This is a genomic window from Rhizobium sp. TAL182 (genome assembly GCF_002117725.1).
Taxonomy (GTDB): domain Bacteria; phylum Pseudomonadota; class Alphaproteobacteria; order Rhizobiales; family Rhizobiaceae; genus Rhizobium; species Rhizobium esperanzae.
In genome coordinates this window covers 719700-739633 of the sequence record NZ_CP021024.1, presented here as the reverse complement: position 1 = coordinate 739633, position 19934 = coordinate 719700, and the positions used below count along the sequence as shown (strand labels likewise).

The following is a 19934-nucleotide window of genomic DNA, read 5'->3' as shown; positions in this document are numbered from 1 at the left end:
TTTGCAAGGAAATGTTCGTTCAGCGCCGCGGTTGCCGCGTTTCCATCACGTGAACACGAAGCCGATCCCGCAGGCCCGAGATTTCGGAGCGCAGCAGCTCGATCTCGTCGACCGCCGCCGGGGCCGGCACGGGCGATGGCGGCGGAGAAGCAACGGGCGGAGACGCCGGCAAATCCACTGCCGGAGACGCGACGGATTTGCGCAAAGACAGCAGGAAAGCCAGGGCAAGACCGATTGCCAGGCCTGTGGCGGCGCCGGCCAGCGCGCGGCCGGTCAGACCGTCCGTTGCCGATATCGCCGACGTCAGCGGCGGCTTCAGCATGGTCATATGACCGTCGTCGGCTGCCCCCGATGCGGACGCCGCCTCTTCCAGCCGCGAGCGCGCAGCATTCGCCTTCTCGCGCAGCTCGGTCAGCCGCGACAGATCGACGCCGGTATCCCGGCTTTGGGCGATCAGAGTGTTGCGGCGATCGTTCAGGCCCTTGCGCGCATCGACCGCGGCCTTGGCGGCGGCATTGGCAGCCTGGGCGAGCCGGGCAAGCTCCTTGCCCATATTCGCCTTGAGGCCGTCGGTTTCGGCCTGCTGCTGCAGCAGGCGCGGATGGCGGGGCCCGAGTTCGGCGGAAAGCTGGGCAAGCGCCGTCCTGGCGAGGGCATATTTGTCGCGCCAGTCCTGCAACGCGGGCGAAATCATATCGGAGGAGAGCGAACCATCGAGCACATCGGCAAGTTTTGCGGCCTTGAGCTGGTCGGCCTTCGCCTTGGCGGCAAGGATGCTCTCCTCGGCCTCTTTCAGATCGGCATCGAGCCGGTCGATCTGGCGGCGAAGTTCGATTGCCACCTTGACGTTGCCTTCGCCGCTCTTTGCCGTGAAGGCGGCAAGCTCCGCCTGAGCCTCGTCATAGGCCTTGCGCAAAACCGCGTCGGTTTCGGGGTTGCCGCCTCGTGCGTCTCCGCCCGCTGCCTCGGCAAGCCTTGCGGCGATGCGGGTGGATTTGGCACCGTCGCCGGTCGTCACCCGCACCCGGATCGTGCCGGCGGCCGCATCGGGCACGATCTCGACTGCATGTCTCAGCGCCGCCTCGGCGCGCGAGGTCGGATCGGCGGCAGTACCGGTCGCCGAGAGAAGATCGAACACAACGGCGAACGCATTAGCGCCCGTGCCGACGAATTCGGGATCGCGATCAAGCTTCAGGGTGGCGACCGTCGACGCTACCACGCGCGCCGACACCAGTCCCTTCGCCGCAGCCTGCGTGAGAGCGGCGCGGCTTGCGGCATCCGTTTTCACGGCAAGCGTCGTTTCGGCGCGGTAGAGGGCAGGCGCAGCCGGCATGAGCATCGGCAGACCGGCGCCCAAGATCGTTGCGGCAGCGACCGTTGCCGCAAAGCCGGCCTTTCCCACGCGGCGTTCCGGCGCTGCCGGCCGGGGCTCGAGCGGTTCCTGATGAATTGCGGTGAGCGGTTCGACGGAAATCGCCGGGTCGCCGGCGGAAGCCACCGGCTCCTCATATCGTGCTGGTTCCGGCGGAAGACGGTGACCGACATCATTGGCAGCCCGGAGGCGGTTGCCGAGAATGGTTTCGATGCGGTCGACGAGCGGCGCCTCGGGCACCGCCTTCATGCGCTGCTCTTCCAGCACACGGCCGATGGCGCGCAGCAGGTCGGCTTCGGACGGGCCGATATCCGGTCCGTTCAATCGGGACTGCCGATAGGGATCGTCATCGGCGCGCGGCCTTGCGGCTACCCGATCAAGAAAACTGGTTCTGGCCCTGCTATCGTACATTGCGCCACATCTCATGCACATGTTGGCCAAATTCGCTCATCCGCAGGAAAGCAGATGATTAAGCCACTCTAAATTTTCATGGCAAAGAAATGGTTAACCGCCGCCGGCAAGAATTGCGGTCCGTTCCTCGATAGGCTGCTTACGCGTCGAACCGCGGACGCTGCAGGCTCAACTCGCCTTCCTGCGGTCGACCGGCGGCTGCACGACGCTGCGGGGCTCTTCCGGCTGGCCGAGAATTCTTTCGCGCCGGCGGAAGCGGTAGCGCAGGACATGAAATAGGAAGACCGGAATGCCGACGATGTAGCGCCGCCAGAGGCGTGCGGGCTCCTGTATCAGGCGATAGGCCCATTCCAGACGCATCATCCGCACGGTCTTCGGCGCTCGCGGCACGGCGCCGGAAACGAAGTCGAAGAGAGCGCCCACCGTCAGCACCAGGCGCGCATGGTCGGCACGGATATTGTCGTGAACCCATTTCTCCTGCAGCGGCGTTCCCATGCCGACGATCAGAATGTCGAGTTTCTGGCGCTCGACCTCCAAGATGACATCAGTGGAGTCGACCTTGTCGAAAAAGCCGTCGGAAATAACGACAAATTCATGCCAGGGCGTGTGCTTGCGGAAATTTTCCGCCGCCGCCTCGATGACCGAGCGCTTGCCGCCGATCAGGCCGATGCGGCGTGGGGCCTCCATGAAGGTGAGGAAGGCCGGGACGAAATCCGTGCCGTTCAAGTTGGCGGGAAACGGCGCGCCATGGGCGATCTTTGAAGCGATGTTGAGGCCGATGCCATCAGGCAGCACCAGATTGTGCGACATGATCCGGTAATATTCATCGTCCCGCAGCGCCGTCAGCATGTTATGGGCGTTGACGAAGCAAACCACGGTCTGACCGACGGGAATGGAGGCGAGCTCGTTGATGAAAACGAGGGCATCGTCCCAGCCGAGGTCGCAGACCGGCAGATCGAAGATCGTCCGCCGGGACGCAAGCACCGCGAAGTTTGCAATCAAATTCATTCCTACCTCCTGCCGAGGGTGCGTCATGTGCCCGACATCCCGGAAAATAAGCCCATATTCCGCACCCCGGAGGTCTCGAAAGGACCGGTCGCGTCACGCATGGAACAACCTCGCCCCGATCGCGGAAACGACGCATGCCAAGCTGTGCCACCTGATATAACAGGACGGTTTCAAACAACCCTTAGGAAAATTCTTTGGATTTTGATGCTCGTATAAGTAGTTTATTAACCAAAGGCGGCCCAACGACAAACGGCGCCCGAAGGCGCCGTTGCTGCATCGATAATCCGTTGTTTCAATGGGCGGCCGGGGCCGGTGCTCCCTCGGCTGGTGCGCCTTCGATGATCTTGACCGGTGCGCCGAGCTTCTTCGGTTGACCGGCAGAGTTTTCCTTAACCTCTTCCTTGGAGAGATAATCGAGCTGCTCCAGCATCACGTCGGCGACATACTCGCCGCCGAGGCGCTCGTTCATGCCCTTCCTGATCTCCTCGCGAAAGGCTTTCGGGTCGAAAGATTTGATGTGGGCAAGATCGACCATCTTGTTGCCGACGAGCAGGCTGAAAAGTTCGTCGGTCGTCATCTCGGTCAGCGGCAACGTCACGCCCTTCAGCATGTCCTTGTTCATCATGAAGGAAATGCGGCCGAGAAAATAACCGGTGATCGCACCGTCGCCGATGACCGGCACAGTGATCGTTTCGCCCTTCACCAGTTCGAGCGCGCTCTGCTTGGAATCCGTTGCCGCGGGTGCCGGCGCCGTCGCCAGGTACACCGAAAAATAGACCGATGCCAAGGTGATGGCGCAAACCCAGATACCGGTGAGGACGAGCTTGACCATTAGTTTCCACGCGCGGCGAATTGTTCCTGGGAATAGGTGCCGTCGGCGTCGGCGTCCTGAACCGCATTCTTCAGGAGGTCGGCCACGGCACGAACCGCTTCGAGATGCGCCTCGACACGCCGGGCGTTCAGAACCAGCTTCTTTTTCAGGCCGTGCAGCTGATCGAGATGGGCAGCGGCAAGCTCGGCCGGATCGGTATCGCGGAAAAGCATCGACAGCTCGTAGAGGCAACGGCTCTTATGGGCGTTGGAGACCTTGAGGTCGAACTGCGGATCGTTGCCGATCCGGGTGTTCTCATTGTCGATGATCATCTCGAGGCGTCCGAGAACGGATTTGATCCTGTATTCGTTCGAAACTATTTCCATTGTGCCCTCGGTTATGTGTCGCTTAGAGCATGATGCCGAAAAGTGTGCGCGGTTTTCGGACGACATCATGCTCTAACTAATAATTGAGAACAGGATTCAGATTTTAGGCCAACAGGCCCAAATCATCCTGTTCTATCGGTCTTGGAGTCGGCGGTCGGCGTGCCGAAAGTCCTGCGCTGGAAGTCATCGATCATGCTGAGCGCAGTGTTGCGGTCGCGATCATCGGTCGCGGCATTGACGATCTTGCCTTCCTGGCGGCGCAGCTGCTCGCTGTACATCTGCTTGGCGATGCCGATGCCGTCGCCCTTGGCCATGGTGTTGCCGAGCTGCTCGGCCATCATGCCCTTCCAGATATCGCCGGTCGCGCCCTTGCCGTAGACGTCCTCGCTCTCGCTCGGCAGCATCGACTTGACGAAGTTCTGCAGCACCATGGCCTCGAACTTCCGGTAGCTTTCCGGAACCTCCTCGGTCTTGGTGCGGTTCTGGATGTTGGAGAGGCCGCTCTTCTGGCCGACATGATCGAGAACGTCGACCGTATTGGAGAAGCCCTTGCCGTTCTCGGCGAGGCTCGTCGCGGCAAAGGCCGCACGATTTGCCTTCAATTTTTCCTGGGCTGCCTGAACCTCCATGGGGTCGGCAGCTTTGACCACGTCCAGGACCAGATCACTGGGGGGCGAAATAGCCACGTTACAATCCTCTGAATTAAGATCGCAACGATTATGGTTTTTGAAGCTTGCTGGAGGCTGGCGTTGCGAATTGCTGATCGATTACATCGTAAACGGCATTGTCGTCGGCCTCGCGGCGCTCGGCGTCCAAGGCCTCTTTCATGCCCTCTTCCAGCCGATCGGCCTTGGCGCGTTCGCGCGACAGCCGCATCTCGTGGATCTGCTGCATGCCGGTCAGCTGCTGATCCTTGATGGTGAGCCTGCCGAATCGATCGGCATAATTCTGTGAGAAAGCGTGGTGGACGGGATCCATCGAGCCGAGCGCGACGATGACGTCGTCCATCGCCGCATTGACCTCGATGCGTTGACGGCTGGTTTCGGCGAGATCGTTTTCCGCCATCCTTTCGATATGCCGCTGCACCGACAGGAGGCGCTTGAGCTTCTGGGAACGGCTCTTCTCGATCATGACAGCCTCATCGCCCGATGTAGATCGAACTGAAAGCCTGGCCGAACTGGCTGATCAGCGCCGCAATCGAGATGTAAAGCAGGAAGAGCCCGCCCATCAGGAGATAGGGCGTAGAAATGAAATAGACCGGGATCTGCGGCGCCAGCTTGTTGATGAAGCCGATCGAGACGTTAAAGATCATGCCGTAGATCAGAAAGGGGCTCGACAGCCGCAGCATGATGTAGGTCGTCTGCTCGAGCGTGTCGGTGAAGGAAATCAGCGTCGCGCGCATCTGCGTCAATCCGCCGAAGGGCATGGTCGTGTAGGAATCGATCAGCGCGCGGAAGACGATGTGATGGAAATCCATGATGAAGAGAATCATGATGCCGGCAAAGGTGATGAAGGCGGAAAGGCTGGTCTCGGGCGTGTCTTCGATGACATCGGCCGAACCCGGTTGGGTATAACCGACCATCATGGCGAGGATCGTCGCGGCGAATTGCATGCCGAGCGTATAGAGCCTGGCCAGCATGCCGTACATCACGCCGATCAGTGATTCGCTGAAGATCAGGCCGATATAGGTTCCTGATCCCGTGTGGACGGCGGGATAAACAGTGTCCCAGAGCAGCGGCATGACGGCGATCGACAGCGCGAGAGCAATGAAGACGCGCAGCTGCTCGGGCACGCGCGCCGAGGAAAAACCCGGAAGAACCAGCACACAGCCGCCGATCCGGCAGAAAACCAGAAATAGCGCAAGAACCGTCCCTTGCGGGTCTGTTATCATGAAATCGAGCCCAAAATCTTTATCTCGATGCCCTTGGCCAATTCGACATGCGACAGGACCGGGAGCGTGGCGAACAGCCGTTCGATGATCATGCGCACATAGGAGCGTGTTTCCGGCGACGTGACAAGGGCGAATGGCAGGCCGCGGTCCATGAACTCACGGATAACTTTGCTGGCCTGCTCGCTGAACTCCTCCAGGCTGCGCGGATCGATGTCGAATTCGATCACCTCGCCCTTGGCATCGCGCTTCAGCGCCTGGTGGAAGGCGAGATCCCACTTGCTGCCGAGCCTGAGCACACGCAGGACGCCATTGTCGGCGAGATCGCCGCAGAGCTGCTGGGCCATGCGGATGCGGACATGCTCGACGATCTGCTCGGTCTTCCTGACGTGCGGGGCGAGCTCGGCCACCGCTTCGAGAATGAGATGCAGGTTGCGGATCGACACGCGCTCGGCAAGCAGGAGCTTGAGCACCGCCTGCAGGCCGGAATAGGACATGTGCGACGAGCAGATCTCATCGGCGAGCTTCTTGTATTCCGGGTCGAGGCGGTCGATCAGCACCTTGACGTCCTTATAGGACAGAAGCTGAGGCAGGTTGTTGCGAATGACCTCGCTCATGTGGGTCAGCACCACCGAGACGTTGTCGATCGGCTGGAAACCCTCACGTTTCAGATCGTCGGCGAAGTTTTCGAGGATCGAGACCGCCGGCATGCCGAAAGCGGGTTCGCGGATTTCATCACCCGGAATGCTGGGCTTGCGACCGGCGCCGGTGACGACCAGGACTTCCCCGACACGCAGCAGATTGGATGCGACCGTCGTGCCGTGGATGCGGATCTGATAGGATTTCTCGGCGATGGCGATGTCGTCCGTGACCTTGATTTCCGGCACGACGAAACCGTATTGCGTGGCGAACTTCTTGCGCATCTTGCCGACGCGGAACGCCAGTTCCTGGTGAGCGCCGAGCAGGCGGGTCGAGACCATCTTGCCGAGCGCGAGCTCGATTTCGGAGGTGCGGAGCACCGACTTGACCGAATCCTTCTCCAGCTCCTTGCTCTGGACGACCTTCTTTTCCTCCTGTTCGCGGCGAAGCTTGTTTTCAGCCTCGACCTGCCGCGGAATGAACCAGGCGCCGAAGGCGAGAAGACCGCCGAGGACGGTGAAGGGAATGGTCGGCAGGCCCGGCATCAGCCCGAGAACGAACATCAAGACGGCCGAGACGGAGAGCGCGCGGGGATAGCCGCTCAGCTGGTTGACGACGGCCTGGTCGGTGGAGCCGGTCGTGCCGCCGCGCGACACCAGAAGGCCGGCAGCGAGCGAAACGATGAGGGCCGGCATCTGCGAGACGAGGCCGTCGCCGACGGAGAGCTTGACGAAGACGTCGGCCGCTTCGCCGATCGGCATGCCGTGGCGGAAATAGCCGATGATGATGCCGCCGAAGACGTTGATCGCGGTGATGATCAGACCGGCGACAGCATCGCCGCGCACGAATTTCGACGCACCGTCCATCGCGCCGAAGAAGGAACTTTCTTCCTCGAGCTCCTTGCGCCGGCGCTGGGCTTCCTTTTCGTCGATAATGCCGGCCGAGAGATCGGCATCGATCGACATCTGCTTGCCGGGGATGGCGTCCAGGGTGAAACGCGCGCCGACTTCGGCGATACGCGTGGCACCCTTGGTGATGACGATGAAGTTGATGGTGATGAGGATCAGGAAGACGATCAGCCCGATGACGAAGTCGCCGGACATGACGAGACTGGCGAAACCGGCAATGACGCCGCCGGCCGCATCGTGGCCCTCGTTGCCGTGGGACAGGATGACGCGGGTCGTCGCGATGTTGAGCGCCAACCGTGTCATCGTCGCGATCAGCAGAATGGTCGGAAAGGACGAGAAGTCGAGCGGCTTCTGGATCCACAGCGCGACCATCAGGATCAGCACCGAGAAGGCGATCGAGAAGGCCAGCCCCATATCGATCAGGAACGGCGGGATCGGCAGGAAGAGAATGCAGATGATGCCGATGATGCCGAGGGCAAAACCGATATCACGCAGGCTCGGGGCGACTTTCGGAAGGGGGAGTGCAGGTGGTTGCGCCATGACGATTCCGTCTCTTCATGAGAGGAGGCGGACATGGGTCCGCCCAATTCGGATCGAGAATTAAATGGCGAAGCTTGCGCGAAGGTGGCTGAGAAGCGGTTCAGCTTTTCATGGAGGCGTAGAACCGCTGCGCAGTTTTGCTCGAATTGCTTAGAAGCCGGACTGGATGCGCGAAAAGACGAGATTGGTGAAAATAGAAATCTGCGAGCCGACGAAGGGGGCGGTGATGCCGACCACAACCAGCACCGCGACAATCTTCGGCACGAAGGTCAGTGTCGCTTCCTGCACCTGGGTCAGCGCCTGGATCAAGGCAATGACGAGACCCACCACCATCGCGGCGAGAACCGCCGGACCGGAGGCAATCAGGACCGTCCAGATTGCGGCCTGGAACAGATCCAATGCGTCAGCTTCATTCATCTGAAGGCAACCTCATATCGCCTCGAAGCAGCCCCGCTATAACAGGGCTGCGATTGATCTGGTTTGTCGGGCGCGCTGGCGGCCCCTTGCGTCAGGAGCTGCTGCTCGGCGCCTCGTCGGCAACAGTGATTCCCGCCTGCACGAGTATCTTATCGCCATCCGTGGTCGTCGCAATGATGCCGTCGGAATAAACTTTGACGGAATCGATGACGCCTTTGACGGTGCCGTCGGCGCTTTCCATATATTTGCCGACATAGCTGCTGGCCTGGGTCAGGCTCGAGCTTGCCAGAAGCGTATCCAGCTTGGTGTTGGTCTGGATCGTCTGCTCGACCTGCGAGAAGGTCGCAAGCTGAGCGACCTGCTCGCTTGCATCCATCGGATCGGTCGGATCCTGGTTCTTCATCTGCGCGATGAGCAGTTGAAGGAAATTGTCGTAGTTCAGCGTCGCCTTGCTCTGAGACGAGCTCGAGCTCGTCGAGGTCGAACTCGTCACGCTTGACGTTGCGTCTACCGCCATGGTGCGATCTCCCTGCGAATCTGCTCGACCATCGTCGGCGGCAGTTCGTGATTGTTGAGGATATTGTCTTCGATCGCGTAAAGACCGCGGATCGCCTTCAAGGCATCGAAGGCGCGGCCGGTCGACACAAGCGCGTCGATCCGCTTCAGCTCAGCGAGGATCTCTTCGTTCTTGAAGCAGGTGAGCAGCATGGTGATCGACTTGCGGAACATCGCCGTCGAGTGGTCCTTGCCCTCGGGATTGATGAGGATCATCTGCGCGATGAAATAGAGCTGGCGCAGGGGCGTCGTTGCGCCTTCCGGCTGGAGGACGTGATTCTCGAGAAGGAACGTCACATCGTTCAGGAATTCCAGCGCGACCTTGCGGTCGACACGCAGGACGGCGCCGTTGATGAAGATTCTTTCTCCGGCTTTCAGAGAAATTCGAAGTGTACTTTTCATTTAAGTCCATCCCTGATGATGGTGGTAACGTCGATGATGCCCTGGTAGTTGTTAGACAGACGTTTTCTGATCCTGTCGCATTCCTTCAATATCCAGATCGCAATCGAGATGAGGTTGGCCCTGAGCTGGATGTCCAGCTGGTTTTCCGGATGTTTCAGATCCTCGATAAAGCTGATCCACACCCGGCGCGTATAAAACAGGGCTTCGATGGCTTCCCGACCGTATTTTTCCTTGTCGCGCGCCAACGCCAGCAGTTCTATGGACCGGTCAAGAACCTGCCATTCCCGCTCTTTCGCGTCGGCCACCGAGTCCTGCATGACTTCGGCATACGAGAACTGATACATTCATGCATCCTTCTTTATATTGCGCGCCTTTGCTCATCAAAGGTAGTTCACGAGACTCAACTGCTGGATCTTCGAGACGATCGTGTAAGCGGTTTCAAGCTGCGTTTCCAAAGTCTTAACGAGAGTCGAGGCTTCGTACGGGTCGACGCCCTGAAGATCGACCAGCTTATTCTTGATAATGTTCGACTGGGCATCGAGAGCGTCGTTGGACTTCTTGACGCGCTCCTGGGAGAGGCCAAGCTGACTTGCCTGGGTCACCAGACCGCTTGTGGCCTTCGCCGTGTAGCTGATGGCCTGCTTGGACACCGTCGTCATTGCATCGGTGCTAAGGTTCTGGCCGAGCAGCGCAGTGGTCATGACCGAGGCGAGCGCCAAATAGCGGATGCCTTCGGAATTGGCGTTGGTCGAGGATTCGATCACTTCCGAGTTGCTGATGCGGCTCGTCATGTTCTGGCTCGACGCCTGCGACCAGCCAGTCCCCGCAGCCGTCCAGTTCGCTTCGCTGAACATCGGCTCGACCGTCGTGGTGATGAAAGTGCTCATCTCGGCGCCCGTGAGATCGCTGACCGCCTTCGGAGGGACAAGACCGGCTGCATAGGTGTTCAGGGCGGTAACGATTGCCGCACTCGTGGCCGTCGTCTTGTCGGTCAGCGGCTGCACGTCGGTGTTGATTCCGGAGAACAGATATTCCCCATTCACCATGGTGTTGGACGTATCCATCATAGTCGAAAGTGCGCTGGTCGCCGACTGAATGGCGACCGTGATGCTGCCTGGATCGTGGCTGCCCTGCAGCGCCGTCAGCTTCGACACGAGGCCATCGCCGACATCCTTCATCTTGGAAAGACCGAGCTGCGAGGATTCCATGCGTGCGCTGACAAGCGAATTGCTTGATTTGATCGAGTCTATTCTGTCGGTCTCGCGGGTGAAATCCACACTTCTGGCCGCATTGCCGCCAAGCGAGACACCGATATCTGCGTAGACTCCGGTCGTCGCTTCCGTCGTCGCCTTCGTCATCTGGTTCTGCGCCTGACGGATCGTCAACCGCATCGCGTTCTGAATGGCCGAACTTGAAATAAATGAGCTCTTCATGGCTTAACTCGCAATATCCAGCAATGACTTCAACATTTCATCGACGGCGTTGAGGATCTTGGTGGCCGCTTTGTAGGACTGCTCGATGTCTAGAAGCAGCGTCAGTTCCTCGTCGAGGTTAACACCCGTTTCGTTGGAATAGGCTTCGTCGGAGCGCGACAGCGCCGCCGAGGTATTTTCGGCCGCCGTCGTGGCATTGCTGCGGTACTGCTCGAGCCAGCCGAGGGAATTGGTGGCATATTCCATGATGCTGACGTTGGAATCGATGCCCGTCGTGGCGTCGAAGCCGACCGCTGGTCCGGCTGCCGGATCGAAATCGATGTCGGCGCTCATGGCGGTGTAAAGACGGTCGAGTTCCGCCGTATAACCGCTGACGCCCGACGTGTTCAGGACGACGCCGGTGGCGTTGACGCCACCATCGCGCAGACGCATCGGATCGCCGCCCTGCGAGGTGATCACGCGGGTGCTGACTGTGATGGTCGATGCCATGCCGGCCACCGCGGTGCCGCCGGTATCGACCGTGCCGCCGCTCCAGGTGAAGAGACCGGGCACATAGGCCGGGGGCGCTGCGGTGTTCTGCTCCTTGAAGAGCGAGACAAGGCCGCGGGCGATTTCGTCGAGCTGTTTCTGGAAGTTCGGGGCGATCTCGTCGCGGATCTGCAGGAGCGATTGAAGGCTCCCCTGCCCTGTCGTCGTCGATCCGCTGCCGCGCTGAAGCGCTACGCCGTCGATATAAACCGAATTGCCGGTGATGCTGGCATTATAGACATCCTGGGACTTGAAGGTCACCTTGCGCGGGATCGTCTCAAAAAGGATCGTCCCGTCAGATGTGCTCAACACCATGTCGTTATTGTCGCGCGTCGTCGCGCTAACGCCGACGATCTGCGAAATCTGCTTGAGGATCTTCTCACGCTCGTCGAGAGCGCCCGACGCATCCGTGCCCGAAGCCGTGGCAGTCTTCACCGCATTGTTGGCTTTTTCAAACTGGCTGAGGAGCGTATTCAGGCTATCGACCGCCGTGACGATCTGCTTGTCGGCGGAGGCGCGAACATCCTGAACGGAACTCGATGCGTTGTTCAGGGAATTGGCGACGTCCTGGGCGGCGGTGATGGCGCCCTGAGCCGCCACGGTGCTGCCCGGCGAAGTTCTGAACGCCTGCAGTTTCTGCTGGAAAACACCCAGATAGGTGGACGGCGCCGTTTCGTAGTCGTTGCCGCCCATGATCGACTTGAGATCTCCGAGACCGCTCAGCAGGGTCTGCTGAGCGCTGTCCTGAGAGGATGACTTCAGATATTGGCGCAGCAGGGCATCTTCCTGCGCCCGGTCTATCTTGACCACCTGCGCGCCGTTAAGTGACGTGGTGAGCATCGCCTGCCGGCGCACATAATCCTTGTTGCCCGCATTCGAGATATTGTTCGATACGACACTGCTCTGCGTGCCGGTATTGTTGAATATGTTCTGCGCGGTATTAAGTGCGGACGTGAGCGACATGGCTTACCCGTTACCTTACTTATCTCTTGAGGTTGACGAGGACGTCCATGATGTCCGAGCCCGTCTGGAACACTTTCGAATTGGCGGTGTAGCTACGCTGCGCTTCGATCATCTCGGTCAGCTCGCCGGCAAGATCGACGTTCGAACCTTCGAGAGCGCCCGATTTGATCGTGCCGAGGCCGTTGGTCTGCGGGAAGCCGGTGACGGTGACGCCCGACTGGCCATTGGCGCTGTAGACGTTGCCGCTCATCAGCGTCAGCTTGTCCGGGCTTGCGACGTTGGCGAGCGGAATGCGGTAGAGCGGCTTGGTGCTGCCGTCTTCGTACTTGGCGTAGACGATGCCATCGCCGTCGATGGTGACGTCCTTGACCGGGCTTGCCGCCTGGCCATTCGGCGTGCCGGTGCCGGCAAAGGCGGCGCCAAGCTGCGTGAAGCCGGAGAGATCCATGTTGATCGACAGAGCGTTCGTCGTATCGGCAATTGTGAGGGCACCACCCGTCAGCATCTTGCCATTGCGGTCGAATGTAAGGTTTCCGGAGGCGACAACGGCGCCGGCACCACCGGTGTATGGGAAGGAGGTCGTGCCGCCCGTCGCCGCATCGGCGTTGCGGAAGACCGCGACCTCCCAAGTGCTCGCCGTACCGGTTGCCGGTGGCGGTGTTACGACCGAGGTCTTGGTGAAGTAGAAGTCGTACATCACCTTGTTGCCGAGATGGTCGTAGGCGACCATCGAAAACTTCTTGGTGTCGGCCGTCGTGGTGGCGGCGTTCGCGCTCGGCAGCGTCGCTGGAGCGACCGGAGCGATATTCGCGCCGGAATCGAGGTTGCCCTTGAAGACACCCGATGTCGAGGCGATGGCGGTCAGCCCCTCCTGATTGACGTTGACGGGAACAAGGCCGTCGAAACCGTTGACGACGACTGCGGGAGCGCCGGAGTCGTAGGAATAACCCATCAGCTGGAAGCCGGCGGCATTGACGAGATTGCCTTCGTCGTCCTTCTGGAAGTCGCCGGCGCGGGTCAGAACCGGGGTGCCGTCGGGACCCTGGACGATGAAGAAGCCGTCGCCCGAAATCGCAAGATCGGTGGTGGAGGTCGTGTAGGAGATATCGCCTTGGTCGGAGACGGCCTGGCGCACGGAGGTCTGAACGCCGCCGGAATTGTAATTGCCGCCCGAGGAGGGGAGAACCAGCGAGGAGAAGCTCGTCGATACGGCCTTGTAACCGGTGGTGTTCACGTTGGCGATGTTGTCGGAGACGGTGCTGAGGCGGTTTGCCTGCGCGTTCATGCCCGACACTGCCGTCTTCATGCTGCCGAAAATGCTCATCTGAAAACCTCGTTTTACCTGTTAAAGTCGAGAGTATTTGTCGGGCCTTGCGTGAAGCTGTCTGACATGGCGAGCAGCGAGGCCAATATCGAGGTTCAGCCGGGCGTCGTCACCCGGCCGGAAAAATCAGGCCCAGTCGATGCAGTAGCCGAGGAAGCGCTTGGAATCGACCGGATCGACGCCGAGCTTCTTGCGCAGCTTCTTGCGCAGCTTCGAGATGTGGCTTTCGACGACGTTCTCCTCGACCTCTTCATCGAAGATGCCGTAGATGGCGTTGAAGATCTGGGTCTTGGTGACCCGGCGACCGCGGTTGGCGATCAAATATTCGAGGATGCGGCGCTCGCGCCGGGGGAGCGCAAAGACCTCGCCGTTGATCTCGGGGTCACGACCATCCGAGAAAACGCGGATGCCACCGATATCGGTGTAGTTGGCGATCGCCTTCAGCCGGCGCCGGATCGCGGCCGCTCTGGCGAGAATTTCGCGCGGATGGACCGGCTTGCGCACCACGTCGTCGACGCCGCAATCGAAAAGCGCAAGGGTGTTTTCGAGCGAGGGCTGGTCGCTGACCGCGATCACCGGCGCCATCGAGCGGTCCCGGATCGCCCGGGGCAGTTCGAAGCTGCGCTGGCCCTGCCCGATCAGGAAGGCCTCGACCGCCGCAATATCCGAATCCGCGGCGGTCTGCACCCATTCGCCGAATTCCGATGGATCAAAGCCGGTGGAGGGAATGCCCTCCCGGCCAAACAGGGATGTGTATCCGTCTTTTACGAGCTCACGCTCATCAACCACTACGATCATTCGTCCGCCTCCGAATCAGTGTGGCACTTCGATGATCTATGGGTACGAATCGCACGAATCGGCGACAACTCGTTAAAGTGAATGGCGGAAATTAATAATTGATTAAGACCTGTGTGGCGATTTGATCTACATGTAGTGGCTGCGCTTGGATATCCACACAAAAGTTTCGTGGAAAAGTTAACGAGCAGTTAAATGTGACTTGCACACCGTTTTGGCGCCGGATTCCTGCCACATTACGACACAGTTTCGTCATAATTCGGCATTTCCCTCGTTGGTTGAATTAATTTTGGCAGAAGTTACTCGCATTGGGAGTCCACTTGCCATAGCCGGTGGCCACCAAATTGGCGATGACGCGGCAGACATATTGCTTCTGCGCCGGGTTGTTGTTCGGCCCGGCATGGTATCTCGCTACCGCCATCGTCCACGTCTCATGACGGTCATGCAGGTTGCGAAGAAACTTCGCCGCATATTCGACGTTGCGATGCGGATCGAACATATCTTCGGTGGAGGCGAAATTCTCGCCGTGATAATAATGATTGATCTGCATGCAGCCGATGTCGATGAGCTTCGCCCCGCTTCTGCGGGCGACATCGAATTGCCTCATCGCATCCTCTTCCGAAGGCGGAAAAATCGCCCTGCCTTCGACGTTCATGGCAAACGGATAGAGTGAGCCCTTGCGACCGGTCTCCGTCAGACCGACCGAATAAAGGATGCCTTCCGGGATACCGTATTTGACCGCAGCCGACTGGATTTCGCGTTCGCAGGCACCGGTGGAAGCGGCCCCCTCAGAGGTAAACGCCGCCAGCGCCGCTGCTGCGAGCACCGCCAGCAGAGACGTCTTCGATACCGGTCTCGCCTGCGCCATTGAAGCCTCCATCCATCCGCTGCGCCATCTGATTGTGGCGCTCGCGCGCCTCGCCGCCCTGCCCTTGCTGAGGGAGCGACTGCTGCTGGGAGGCCTGCCCCTGGCTGCCGGCCTGGTTGCCGGCGTCGGCTCGCTCGACCGGGGCCATGCTGATGGTGACGTTGTCGACCGCATAGCCCTGGCTGCGCAGCGCTTCGAGAATCTTGCCGTGATCTTCCTTCAGCTGCCGGTAGGCGGCGCCGGTTTCGACCTTGAGGTCGACGTTCAGAGCGTCGCCGGCCAGGCGCATGGTCGCCGTCACCAGGCCGAGATCGATCGGGTTCATCTGGATCTTCAGCGTATTGACCACCTTGCCGGTGCTCGTCCATTCCGCCGCGTTGGAGAGCGCCGAACTCGGCTGCATGGCGCGCGCCCATTCGGAATCACCGGAGAGAGCGGCGGTGACCACAGCGGAATTGGTATTCTGCGCCAGGCCGATATAGCGGCGCGATTCGAGGACCGAGACGTTTTCGACGTCGGCCTTCTTTGAGCCGTCCTTCGGCCCGGCCTGGTCCGCACCGAGGTGAACATCCATCGATACGCCGCGGCCGTCGGCGCGGCTGATCCGGAACGTCCGGCCGTCGGCGGCTTCGGTGGTCTCGGTGCCGGGAACCTTGATATCATCAGCCTTGACGCTTTCGACATTGCCGCTGACGACCGCCAGGGCGTCGGATGCGTGCCCGCTCGTTTTGGCGTCGATACCAGTGGCAGCCTTCTCGGCAGATCCAGCCTCGCCGGTCTTGGTGACGGCTTGATGGGCGGCTGCGGCGGCCGGCAAAGCGACCGTGCCATCGGCGGGCTCCTGCTTCAGCAGGCCAAGCACATCGGAAACGCCGCCGTCCTCGGCCTCACCATCCGAATCCGCATCTGTTTTCGAGATGTCCGTCTTGACGCGCTTGACGCCCTTGGCCGCCTGCGCGGCCTCGTCGGCGGACTGATCCTTGGCATCGGGCTTGCCGACGCCGGCCGGCAATTTGAGCCCATCCTTCGCAGGCTTTGCGGCGACCTTTTCGACATTGGCGACCGTTTCCGGCTGCACCTCGGCCTGTGCCTGCAGCGCGGCGTTGCCGAGATCGATCAGCGGTTTGGCGCTGCTGCGGCTGCGGATCGTCCGCGCCACTTTCGCTGTATCGCCATCGGCGACACCCTGATCCGGCTGTGCATCGTCGGGCGCGTCGTCGACGGCGCTGCCGCCTGTTTTGGCAAGCACATCGGAGAAGCCGCCCTGCTGACCGGCGGGATCGCCCTTTCCAGCCTTCGCGGATTTCGCGGCCGCAGCCGCCTCCGCACCAGAGGCTCCGCCCGAGACGCTCAGATCCATCATTGTTCGTTGCCTTCCTGCGCCAGAAGACCATCGATCTCGTCGAGCTTGGATCGGCTGGTCGTCACAAATGCGTTGAATGAGGAGTCGGTATCCTGGCTCTGGCCAGTCGATGCCACACCTCCCGGAACAGGCTCGGGAGGCGCGCCTGGCGTCCCCGGTTGCGTGGCTATCGCCGCAGCCTTTTCAGAAGTGATTTCTTGATGAGAAGTGTTAGGATTCGATGCTTGCGTCAAGCTTGCCGGATCCGGCGCACGCAGGATCTGCTCGGCAACGGACCGCGCCGCGGCCTGCAGCGCCTGATCCCGCGGCGAAAGCGTTTCGCCGTCGATGCCGCTGACATTCTTCGCCGCCTGGTCGATATCGTCCGTGGGAAGGCCGGCCATGCCGCCATAAAAATTTGCGAGCGGGCCGAAGGCATTGTCGGTGCCCGCGCCAAGCAACTGCACATGTTCGACCGCCATGCGCGCCAACTCGGGCTTGCCCGCTATCGCGGCGGCGCGGGCGATGCGCAGATAGACCTCGCGCTGGCGCGGGGCATCCATGAAGGAGAGGATATCGACGACATCCTGCGGTTTCACGTCGTGATCATGGGCGACGACAAGCTTGACGAAAAGATCGGCGAACTGGCTGGCATAGGGCGAATGCAGGAAGCGTCTGGCATAACGCTGCGAATAGGCGAGTCCCTTGTCGAGCATTCCCTTGTCGACGCAGATGGCGAGGGAACGGCGCAAGGCCGCCTCCTCGACGATCGTGCCCGGCGCGGCAAGACGTGCCTGGTCGTAGAGATCAAGCGCATCTGTCGGTTTCGTGGCGATCATCACGTTGCCGCCGATCAGCGCCAGGTATGGACCGATCTTCTTGTCGCGATATTCCCTGGCGGTTTCCTCCAGCGTCTTGGCGACGAGCAGCCCCTTGCCGGTCAGATATTTGCGCAGCACATCGGTGACGCGATTGTCGAAATAGCCGTTGACGTCATGAGCGATCAGATATTCGAGCGTCTGGGGATTGCCGCCGCTCATCGTATAGATCAGCGCCGCATCGACATTGCGGTCGTCATCGAAGATCTTTGTGTCGGCCGTCCGCAGCCGCTCGTCGATGGTGCCCAGCATGAAGCGCTGCATTTCGCCGGCCGAATGATCGCCGGCGACGACGGAATCCTGCACGAACTGCAGCGACCGCAGCATCTTGTACGGCGCAAGATCGTCCGGATCCTGCGCTTTGCCCGCGGCAGGCGAAAGCATCGCCAGGCCGAGGGCCATAAATCCGACGTAGCGATGCTGCCGACGCGCCATCCGACTATCCCTATTCCGCCTGCACCAGGATCTCGATCCGTCGGTTGGCCGCGTTGAACGGGTCGGCGGGGAGCTTCAGCCGACGATCGGCGAAACCGGAGACCTGGGAGACGCGCGTCTCGTCCAACCCGCCGCGCACGAGCATGTAATAGGCGCTCTGGGCGCGATCCATCGAAAGCCGCCAGTTCTCGTTCTGCCCCCCCTTGTATTGGCGCCCGTCCGTGTGGCCGCGGATGGCGACCGCGCCCCCCCTCTCCTTCAGGATCGTCCCGATCCTTTCCATGGCGAGCACCATCTCCTGGCGCGGAACAGCCGAACCGATATTGAACATCGAATCGTCGTTCTGGTCGGAGATGCTGACCAGCAGGCCACCTTCGGCTGCCGTCACTGTCAGGCCTTCGGCGAGCTTGCCGGCAACACCGCCGATCTGTTGCGCGATCTGCGCCTGAAGCTGTTCAGCTTCCTTCTGCTGCTGCTCGGCCCCAGCCGCGCTCTTGTCGGCTTCCTTCTGATGCTCGGCATCCTTCCGCGCTTCCGCCTTCTTCTCCTCGGGCGCTTTGCCATTCGTCGCCTTGCCGTCCTTGGCCTCGGCGGCGCCGGTCGTTTCCCTGGTCTCCTTGGCTTCTTTGGCGGGGGCTTCCTTAGCGGGCTTCTGATCGGTCGCCAAAGGCACCGGCTTCATATCCTCGGCCTTGGCGATCTCCGTCGTCTCGCTCTCGGTCGCCTGCTGTTCGCTCTTGCCGGGCGGCAAGGGTTTTCCGGCCGTCGTCACCTCGACCTGCTTTGTCCAGAAATCCGGATCGAAGGGATCGCGATAGGCTTGCCCGCCATCGGCGCCGGTGGCAGGGCCGGAATCGGCGGCGCCGCCATCGCCCTTGGCGCTGACATTGGCCTGCTGGCCGACCTCCTGGGCGATCTCGGCGAGAACCGAATAGGGATTCTCGAAGAAATCGGCCTCGGAATAATTGGTCTGGTCGCCTGAGGTCGATGTCTGGTCGTCACCATCGGCGGCCGACTTGCCCTCGGTCGGATTATCTTCCTTCTGTTTCGACTTTTCTTTCTTCTCCTCGCCCTCGGCATGGTCGACAGGCTTCTTCAGGCCTTTCTCGGTCGGCTTTTCGTCGGCAAGCTTGATCGGATTGAAATAGGTCGCGACCGCGGCCTTGGTCTCCTCGTTGGCGGCGTTGACCAGCCACATGACCAGGAAGAATGCCATCATCGCCGTCATGAAGTCGGCATAGGCAATTTTCCACGCACCGCCATGGGCACCATCGTGATCACCGCCGCCATGCCGCTTGACGATAATGATCTCGTTTCTGCCGTGGTGATGGTTTTCGCCGTCGCTCATTCGAGAACTTTCTTCAAGCTGGCCGCCCAGGCGGACATACGGGTGACGATGACGGATTCACCGATTTCGACGGCTAGATCGAGATCGTCGGCCTCGATGTGCCGAACCGCCGCGGCATGTTCGCCGAGCTCGGCTTTCAATATGCCGAAGAGGCTGGTCGGCCCCCTGACGACGATCGGTCCGGCCGCGCCTTCGAGAATCGCTTCACGCAGCAAAGCGGCGAGACTTTCGGCAGCCTTGGCCGCAAGCGCTTCCGTCATGACGGGCGCAATGGCCGTGGCTGCGCCGGCGCTGACCAGCTGAGCGATTTCTTCGGCGATATCGAGGACGCGGGATGCAATGACCGCCGCCGCCTCCACTTCGTAGCGAATCTTCAGTTCCTCGAGCGCGCGCGCATGGGCCTCGGCCAGAGCGCGCGCCTCACTTTCGTATTTCTCGGTCAAATCAGCGGTCGCCGCGGCATGGCCTTGCGCATAGGCCTCGCGCCGCTCCGCCTCGATGTCGACCGGTGGTTCGCTCGGTGTCTCCGGAAAAACATCTCCGGCCAAATCGTCGATATCGATGATCGGCGCTGACGGCTTCGGTTCGCCGAAGTCCTTCAAATACCGAGAAAGCGAAATGCTCATAGAAACCATCCAGCGTCCGGGAGACGTGCGGCATGCCCGCCCCCGTTCAAAATGACC

The 19934-nt window shown here is 60.7% G+C and carries 21 protein-coding genes; all 21 read right to left on the bottom strand.

What is annotated here, in order from left to right:
- Positions 1-19: 19 nt before the first annotated feature.
- The 21 genes from Tal182_RS03730 to Tal182_RS03630 all read right to left on the bottom strand — a co-directional run bounded on the left by Tal182_RS03730 (position 20) and on the right by Tal182_RS03630 (position 19877).
- Positions 20-1783 carry a succinoglycan biosynthesis protein exop gene (locus Tal182_RS03730; RefSeq protein WP_085858098.1) on the bottom strand — a complete coding sequence of 588 codons (1764 nt, stop codon included), beginning with the start codon at positions 1781-1783 and terminating at the stop codon, positions 20-22.
- Positions 1784-1951: 168 nt separating this feature from the next.
- A complete protein-coding gene (locus tag Tal182_RS03725; protein WP_085858097.1) occupies positions 1952-2791 on the bottom strand; it encodes a WecB/TagA/CpsF family glycosyltransferase in 840 nt (279 codons plus the stop codon).
- A 292-nt stretch (positions 2792-3083) separates the two neighbouring features.
- A complete protein-coding gene (locus Tal182_RS03720; RefSeq protein WP_064800704.1) occupies positions 3084-3623 on the bottom strand; it encodes a hypothetical protein in 540 nt (179 codons plus the stop codon).
- A complete protein-coding gene (locus tag Tal182_RS03715; protein ID WP_003556590.1) occupies positions 3623-3988 on the bottom strand; it encodes a hypothetical protein in 366 nt (121 codons plus the stop codon). The genes Tal182_RS03720 and Tal182_RS03715 overlap by 1 nt, the downstream gene beginning before the upstream one ends.
- A gap of 122 nt (positions 3989-4110) precedes the next feature.
- Complete coding sequence (locus tag Tal182_RS03710; protein WP_064800703.1) at positions 4111-4674, bottom strand: rod-binding protein; 564 nt, start codon at positions 4672-4674, stop codon at positions 4111-4113.
- Between the two features lie 31 nt (positions 4675-4705).
- Positions 4706-5119: a hypothetical protein gene (locus Tal182_RS03705; protein WP_064800702.1), complete on the bottom strand. Its 414-nt coding sequence runs from the start codon at positions 5117-5119 to the stop codon at positions 4706-4708.
- A 7-nt stretch (positions 5120-5126) separates the two neighbouring features.
- On the bottom strand, positions 5127-5879 hold the full coding sequence (gene fliR / locus Tal182_RS03700; RefSeq protein WP_064800701.1) for a flagellar biosynthetic protein FliR: 753 nt from the start codon (positions 5877-5879) through the stop codon (positions 5127-5129).
- Positions 5876-7963 (bottom strand): flagellar biosynthesis protein FlhA, encoded by a 2088-nt coding sequence (gene flhA, locus Tal182_RS03695; protein ID WP_064809603.1) that lies wholly within the window; start codon positions 7961-7963, stop codon positions 5876-5878. The genes fliR and flhA overlap by 4 nt, the downstream gene beginning before the upstream one ends.
- A gap of 150 nt (positions 7964-8113) precedes the next feature.
- The gene (gene fliQ, locus Tal182_RS03690; RefSeq protein ID WP_011424049.1) at positions 8114-8380 is read right to left on the bottom strand and encodes a flagellar biosynthesis protein FliQ; all 267 of its coding nucleotides are present in this window, start codon (positions 8378-8380) and stop codon (positions 8114-8116) included.
- A gap of 91 nt (positions 8381-8471) precedes the next feature.
- Positions 8472-8897, bottom strand: a complete 426-nt coding sequence (flgD, locus tag Tal182_RS03685; protein WP_064809602.1) for a flagellar hook assembly protein FlgD — start codon at positions 8895-8897, stop codon at positions 8472-8474.
- On the bottom strand, positions 8888-9337 hold the full coding sequence (gene flbT, locus Tal182_RS03680; protein WP_012482697.1) for a flagellar biosynthesis repressor FlbT: 450 nt from the start codon (positions 9335-9337) through the stop codon (positions 8888-8890). Before flbT ends, flgD begins: the two co-directional genes overlap by 10 nt.
- Entirely contained in the window at positions 9334-9681 is a 348-nt protein-coding gene (gene flaF, locus Tal182_RS03675; protein WP_064800698.1) for a flagellar biosynthesis regulator FlaF, read from the bottom strand. The genes flbT and flaF overlap by 4 nt, the downstream gene beginning before the upstream one ends.
- A gap of 36 nt (positions 9682-9717) precedes the next feature.
- The gene (locus tag Tal182_RS03670) at positions 9718-10770 is read right to left on the bottom strand and encodes a flagellar hook-associated family protein (protein WP_085858096.1); all 1053 of its coding nucleotides are present in this window, start codon (positions 10768-10770) and stop codon (positions 9718-9720) included.
- A 3-nt stretch (positions 10771-10773) separates the two neighbouring features.
- Positions 10774-12261 (bottom strand): flagellar hook-associated protein FlgK, encoded by a 1488-nt coding sequence (flgK, locus tag Tal182_RS03665; RefSeq protein ID WP_085858095.1) that lies wholly within the window; start codon positions 12259-12261, stop codon positions 10774-10776.
- 19 nt (positions 12262-12280) lie between these two features.
- A complete protein-coding gene (locus Tal182_RS03660) occupies positions 12281-13585 on the bottom strand; it encodes a flagellar hook protein FlgE (protein ID WP_085858094.1) in 1305 nt (434 codons plus the stop codon).
- Between the two features lie 126 nt (positions 13586-13711).
- Positions 13712-14383, bottom strand: a complete 672-nt coding sequence (locus tag Tal182_RS03655) for a winged helix-turn-helix domain-containing protein (RefSeq protein WP_064709879.1) — start codon at positions 14381-14383, stop codon at positions 13712-13714.
- A 280-nt stretch (positions 14384-14663) separates the two neighbouring features.
- The gene (locus tag Tal182_RS03650) at positions 14664-15248 is read right to left on the bottom strand and encodes a lytic transglycosylase domain-containing protein (RefSeq protein ID WP_085858093.1); all 585 of its coding nucleotides are present in this window, start codon (positions 15246-15248) and stop codon (positions 14664-14666) included.
- Positions 15169-16611 (bottom strand): flagellar hook-length control protein FliK, encoded by a 1443-nt coding sequence (locus tag Tal182_RS03645; RefSeq protein WP_085858092.1) that lies wholly within the window; start codon positions 16609-16611, stop codon positions 15169-15171. Before Tal182_RS03645 ends, Tal182_RS03650 begins: the two co-directional genes overlap by 80 nt.
- Positions 16608-17903 carry a chemotaxis protein MotC gene (gene motC / locus Tal182_RS03640; protein ID WP_085858091.1) on the bottom strand — a complete coding sequence of 432 codons (1296 nt, stop codon included), beginning with the start codon at positions 17901-17903 and terminating at the stop codon, positions 16608-16610. Before motC ends, Tal182_RS03645 begins: the two co-directional genes overlap by 4 nt.
- A gap of 10 nt (positions 17904-17913) precedes the next feature.
- A complete protein-coding gene (locus tag Tal182_RS03635; protein WP_085858090.1) occupies positions 17914-19251 on the bottom strand; it encodes a MotB family protein in 1338 nt (445 codons plus the stop codon).
- A complete protein-coding gene (locus tag Tal182_RS03630; RefSeq protein ID WP_085858089.1) occupies positions 19248-19877 on the bottom strand; it encodes a hypothetical protein in 630 nt (209 codons plus the stop codon). Before Tal182_RS03630 ends, Tal182_RS03635 begins: the two co-directional genes overlap by 4 nt.
- Positions 19878-19934 lie beyond the last annotated feature (57 nt).

Coding starts and splice junctions, on each gene's coding strand:
- Tal182_RS03705 (WP_064800702.1), bottom strand. CDS start 5,119: ATGATCGAGAAGAGCCGTTCCCAGAAGCTCAAGCGCCTCCTGTCGGTG.
- Tal182_RS03730 (WP_085858098.1), bottom strand. CDS start 1,783: ATGTACGATAGCAGGGCCAGAACCAGTTTTCTTGATCGGGTAGCCGCA.
- Tal182_RS03720 (WP_064800704.1), bottom strand. CDS start 3,623: ATGGTCAAGCTCGTCCTCACCGGTATCTGGGTTTGCGCCATCACCTTG.
- flgD (WP_064809602.1), bottom strand. CDS start 8,897: ATGGCGGTAGACGCAACGTCAAGCGTGACGAGTTCGACCTCGACGAGC.
- flgK (WP_085858095.1), bottom strand. CDS start 12,261: ATGTCGCTCACGTCCGCACTTAATACCGCGCAGAACATATTCAACAAT.
- flaF (WP_064800698.1), bottom strand. CDS start 9,681: ATGTATCAGTTCTCGTATGCCGAAGTCATGCAGGACTCGGTGGCCGAC.
- Tal182_RS03650 (WP_085858093.1), bottom strand. CDS start 15,248: ATGGCGCAGGCGAGACCGGTATCGAAGACGTCTCTGCTGGCGGTGCTC.
- Tal182_RS03725 (WP_085858097.1), bottom strand. CDS start 2,791: ATGAATTTGATTGCAAACTTCGCGGTGCTTGCGTCCCGGCGGACGATC.
- fliR (WP_064800701.1), bottom strand. CDS start 5,879: ATGATAACAGACCCGCAAGGGACGGTTCTTGCGCTATTTCTGGTTTTC.
- Tal182_RS03715 (WP_003556590.1), bottom strand. CDS start 3,988: ATGGAAATAGTTTCGAACGAATACAGGATCAAATCCGTTCTCGGACGC.
- fliQ (WP_011424049.1), bottom strand. CDS start 8,380: ATGAATGAAGCTGACGCATTGGATCTGTTCCAGGCCGCAATCTGGACG.
- flhA (WP_064809603.1), bottom strand. CDS start 7,963: ATGGCGCAACCACCTGCACTCCCCCTTCCGAAAGTCGCCCCGAGCCTG.
- Tal182_RS03635 (WP_085858090.1), bottom strand. CDS start 19,251: ATGAGCGACGGCGAAAACCATCACCACGGCAGAAACGAGATCATTATC.
- Tal182_RS03655 (WP_064709879.1), bottom strand. CDS start 14,383: ATGATCGTAGTGGTTGATGAGCGTGAGCTCGTAAAAGACGGATACACA.
- motC (WP_085858091.1), bottom strand. CDS start 17,903: ATGGCGCGTCGGCAGCATCGCTACGTCGGATTTATGGCCCTCGGCCTG.
- Tal182_RS03645 (WP_085858092.1), bottom strand. CDS start 16,611: ATGATGGATCTGAGCGTCTCGGGCGGAGCCTCTGGTGCGGAGGCGGCT.
- flbT (WP_012482697.1), bottom strand. CDS start 9,337: ATGAAAAGTACACTTCGAATTTCTCTGAAAGCCGGAGAAAGAATCTTC.
- Tal182_RS03660 (WP_085858094.1), bottom strand. CDS start 13,585: ATGAGCATTTTCGGCAGCATGAAGACGGCAGTGTCGGGCATGAACGCG.
- Tal182_RS03630 (WP_085858089.1), bottom strand. CDS start 19,877: ATGAGCATTTCGCTTTCTCGGTATTTGAAGGACTTCGGCGAACCGAAG.
- Tal182_RS03670 (WP_085858096.1), bottom strand. CDS start 10,770: ATGAAGAGCTCATTTATTTCAAGTTCGGCCATTCAGAACGCGATGCGG.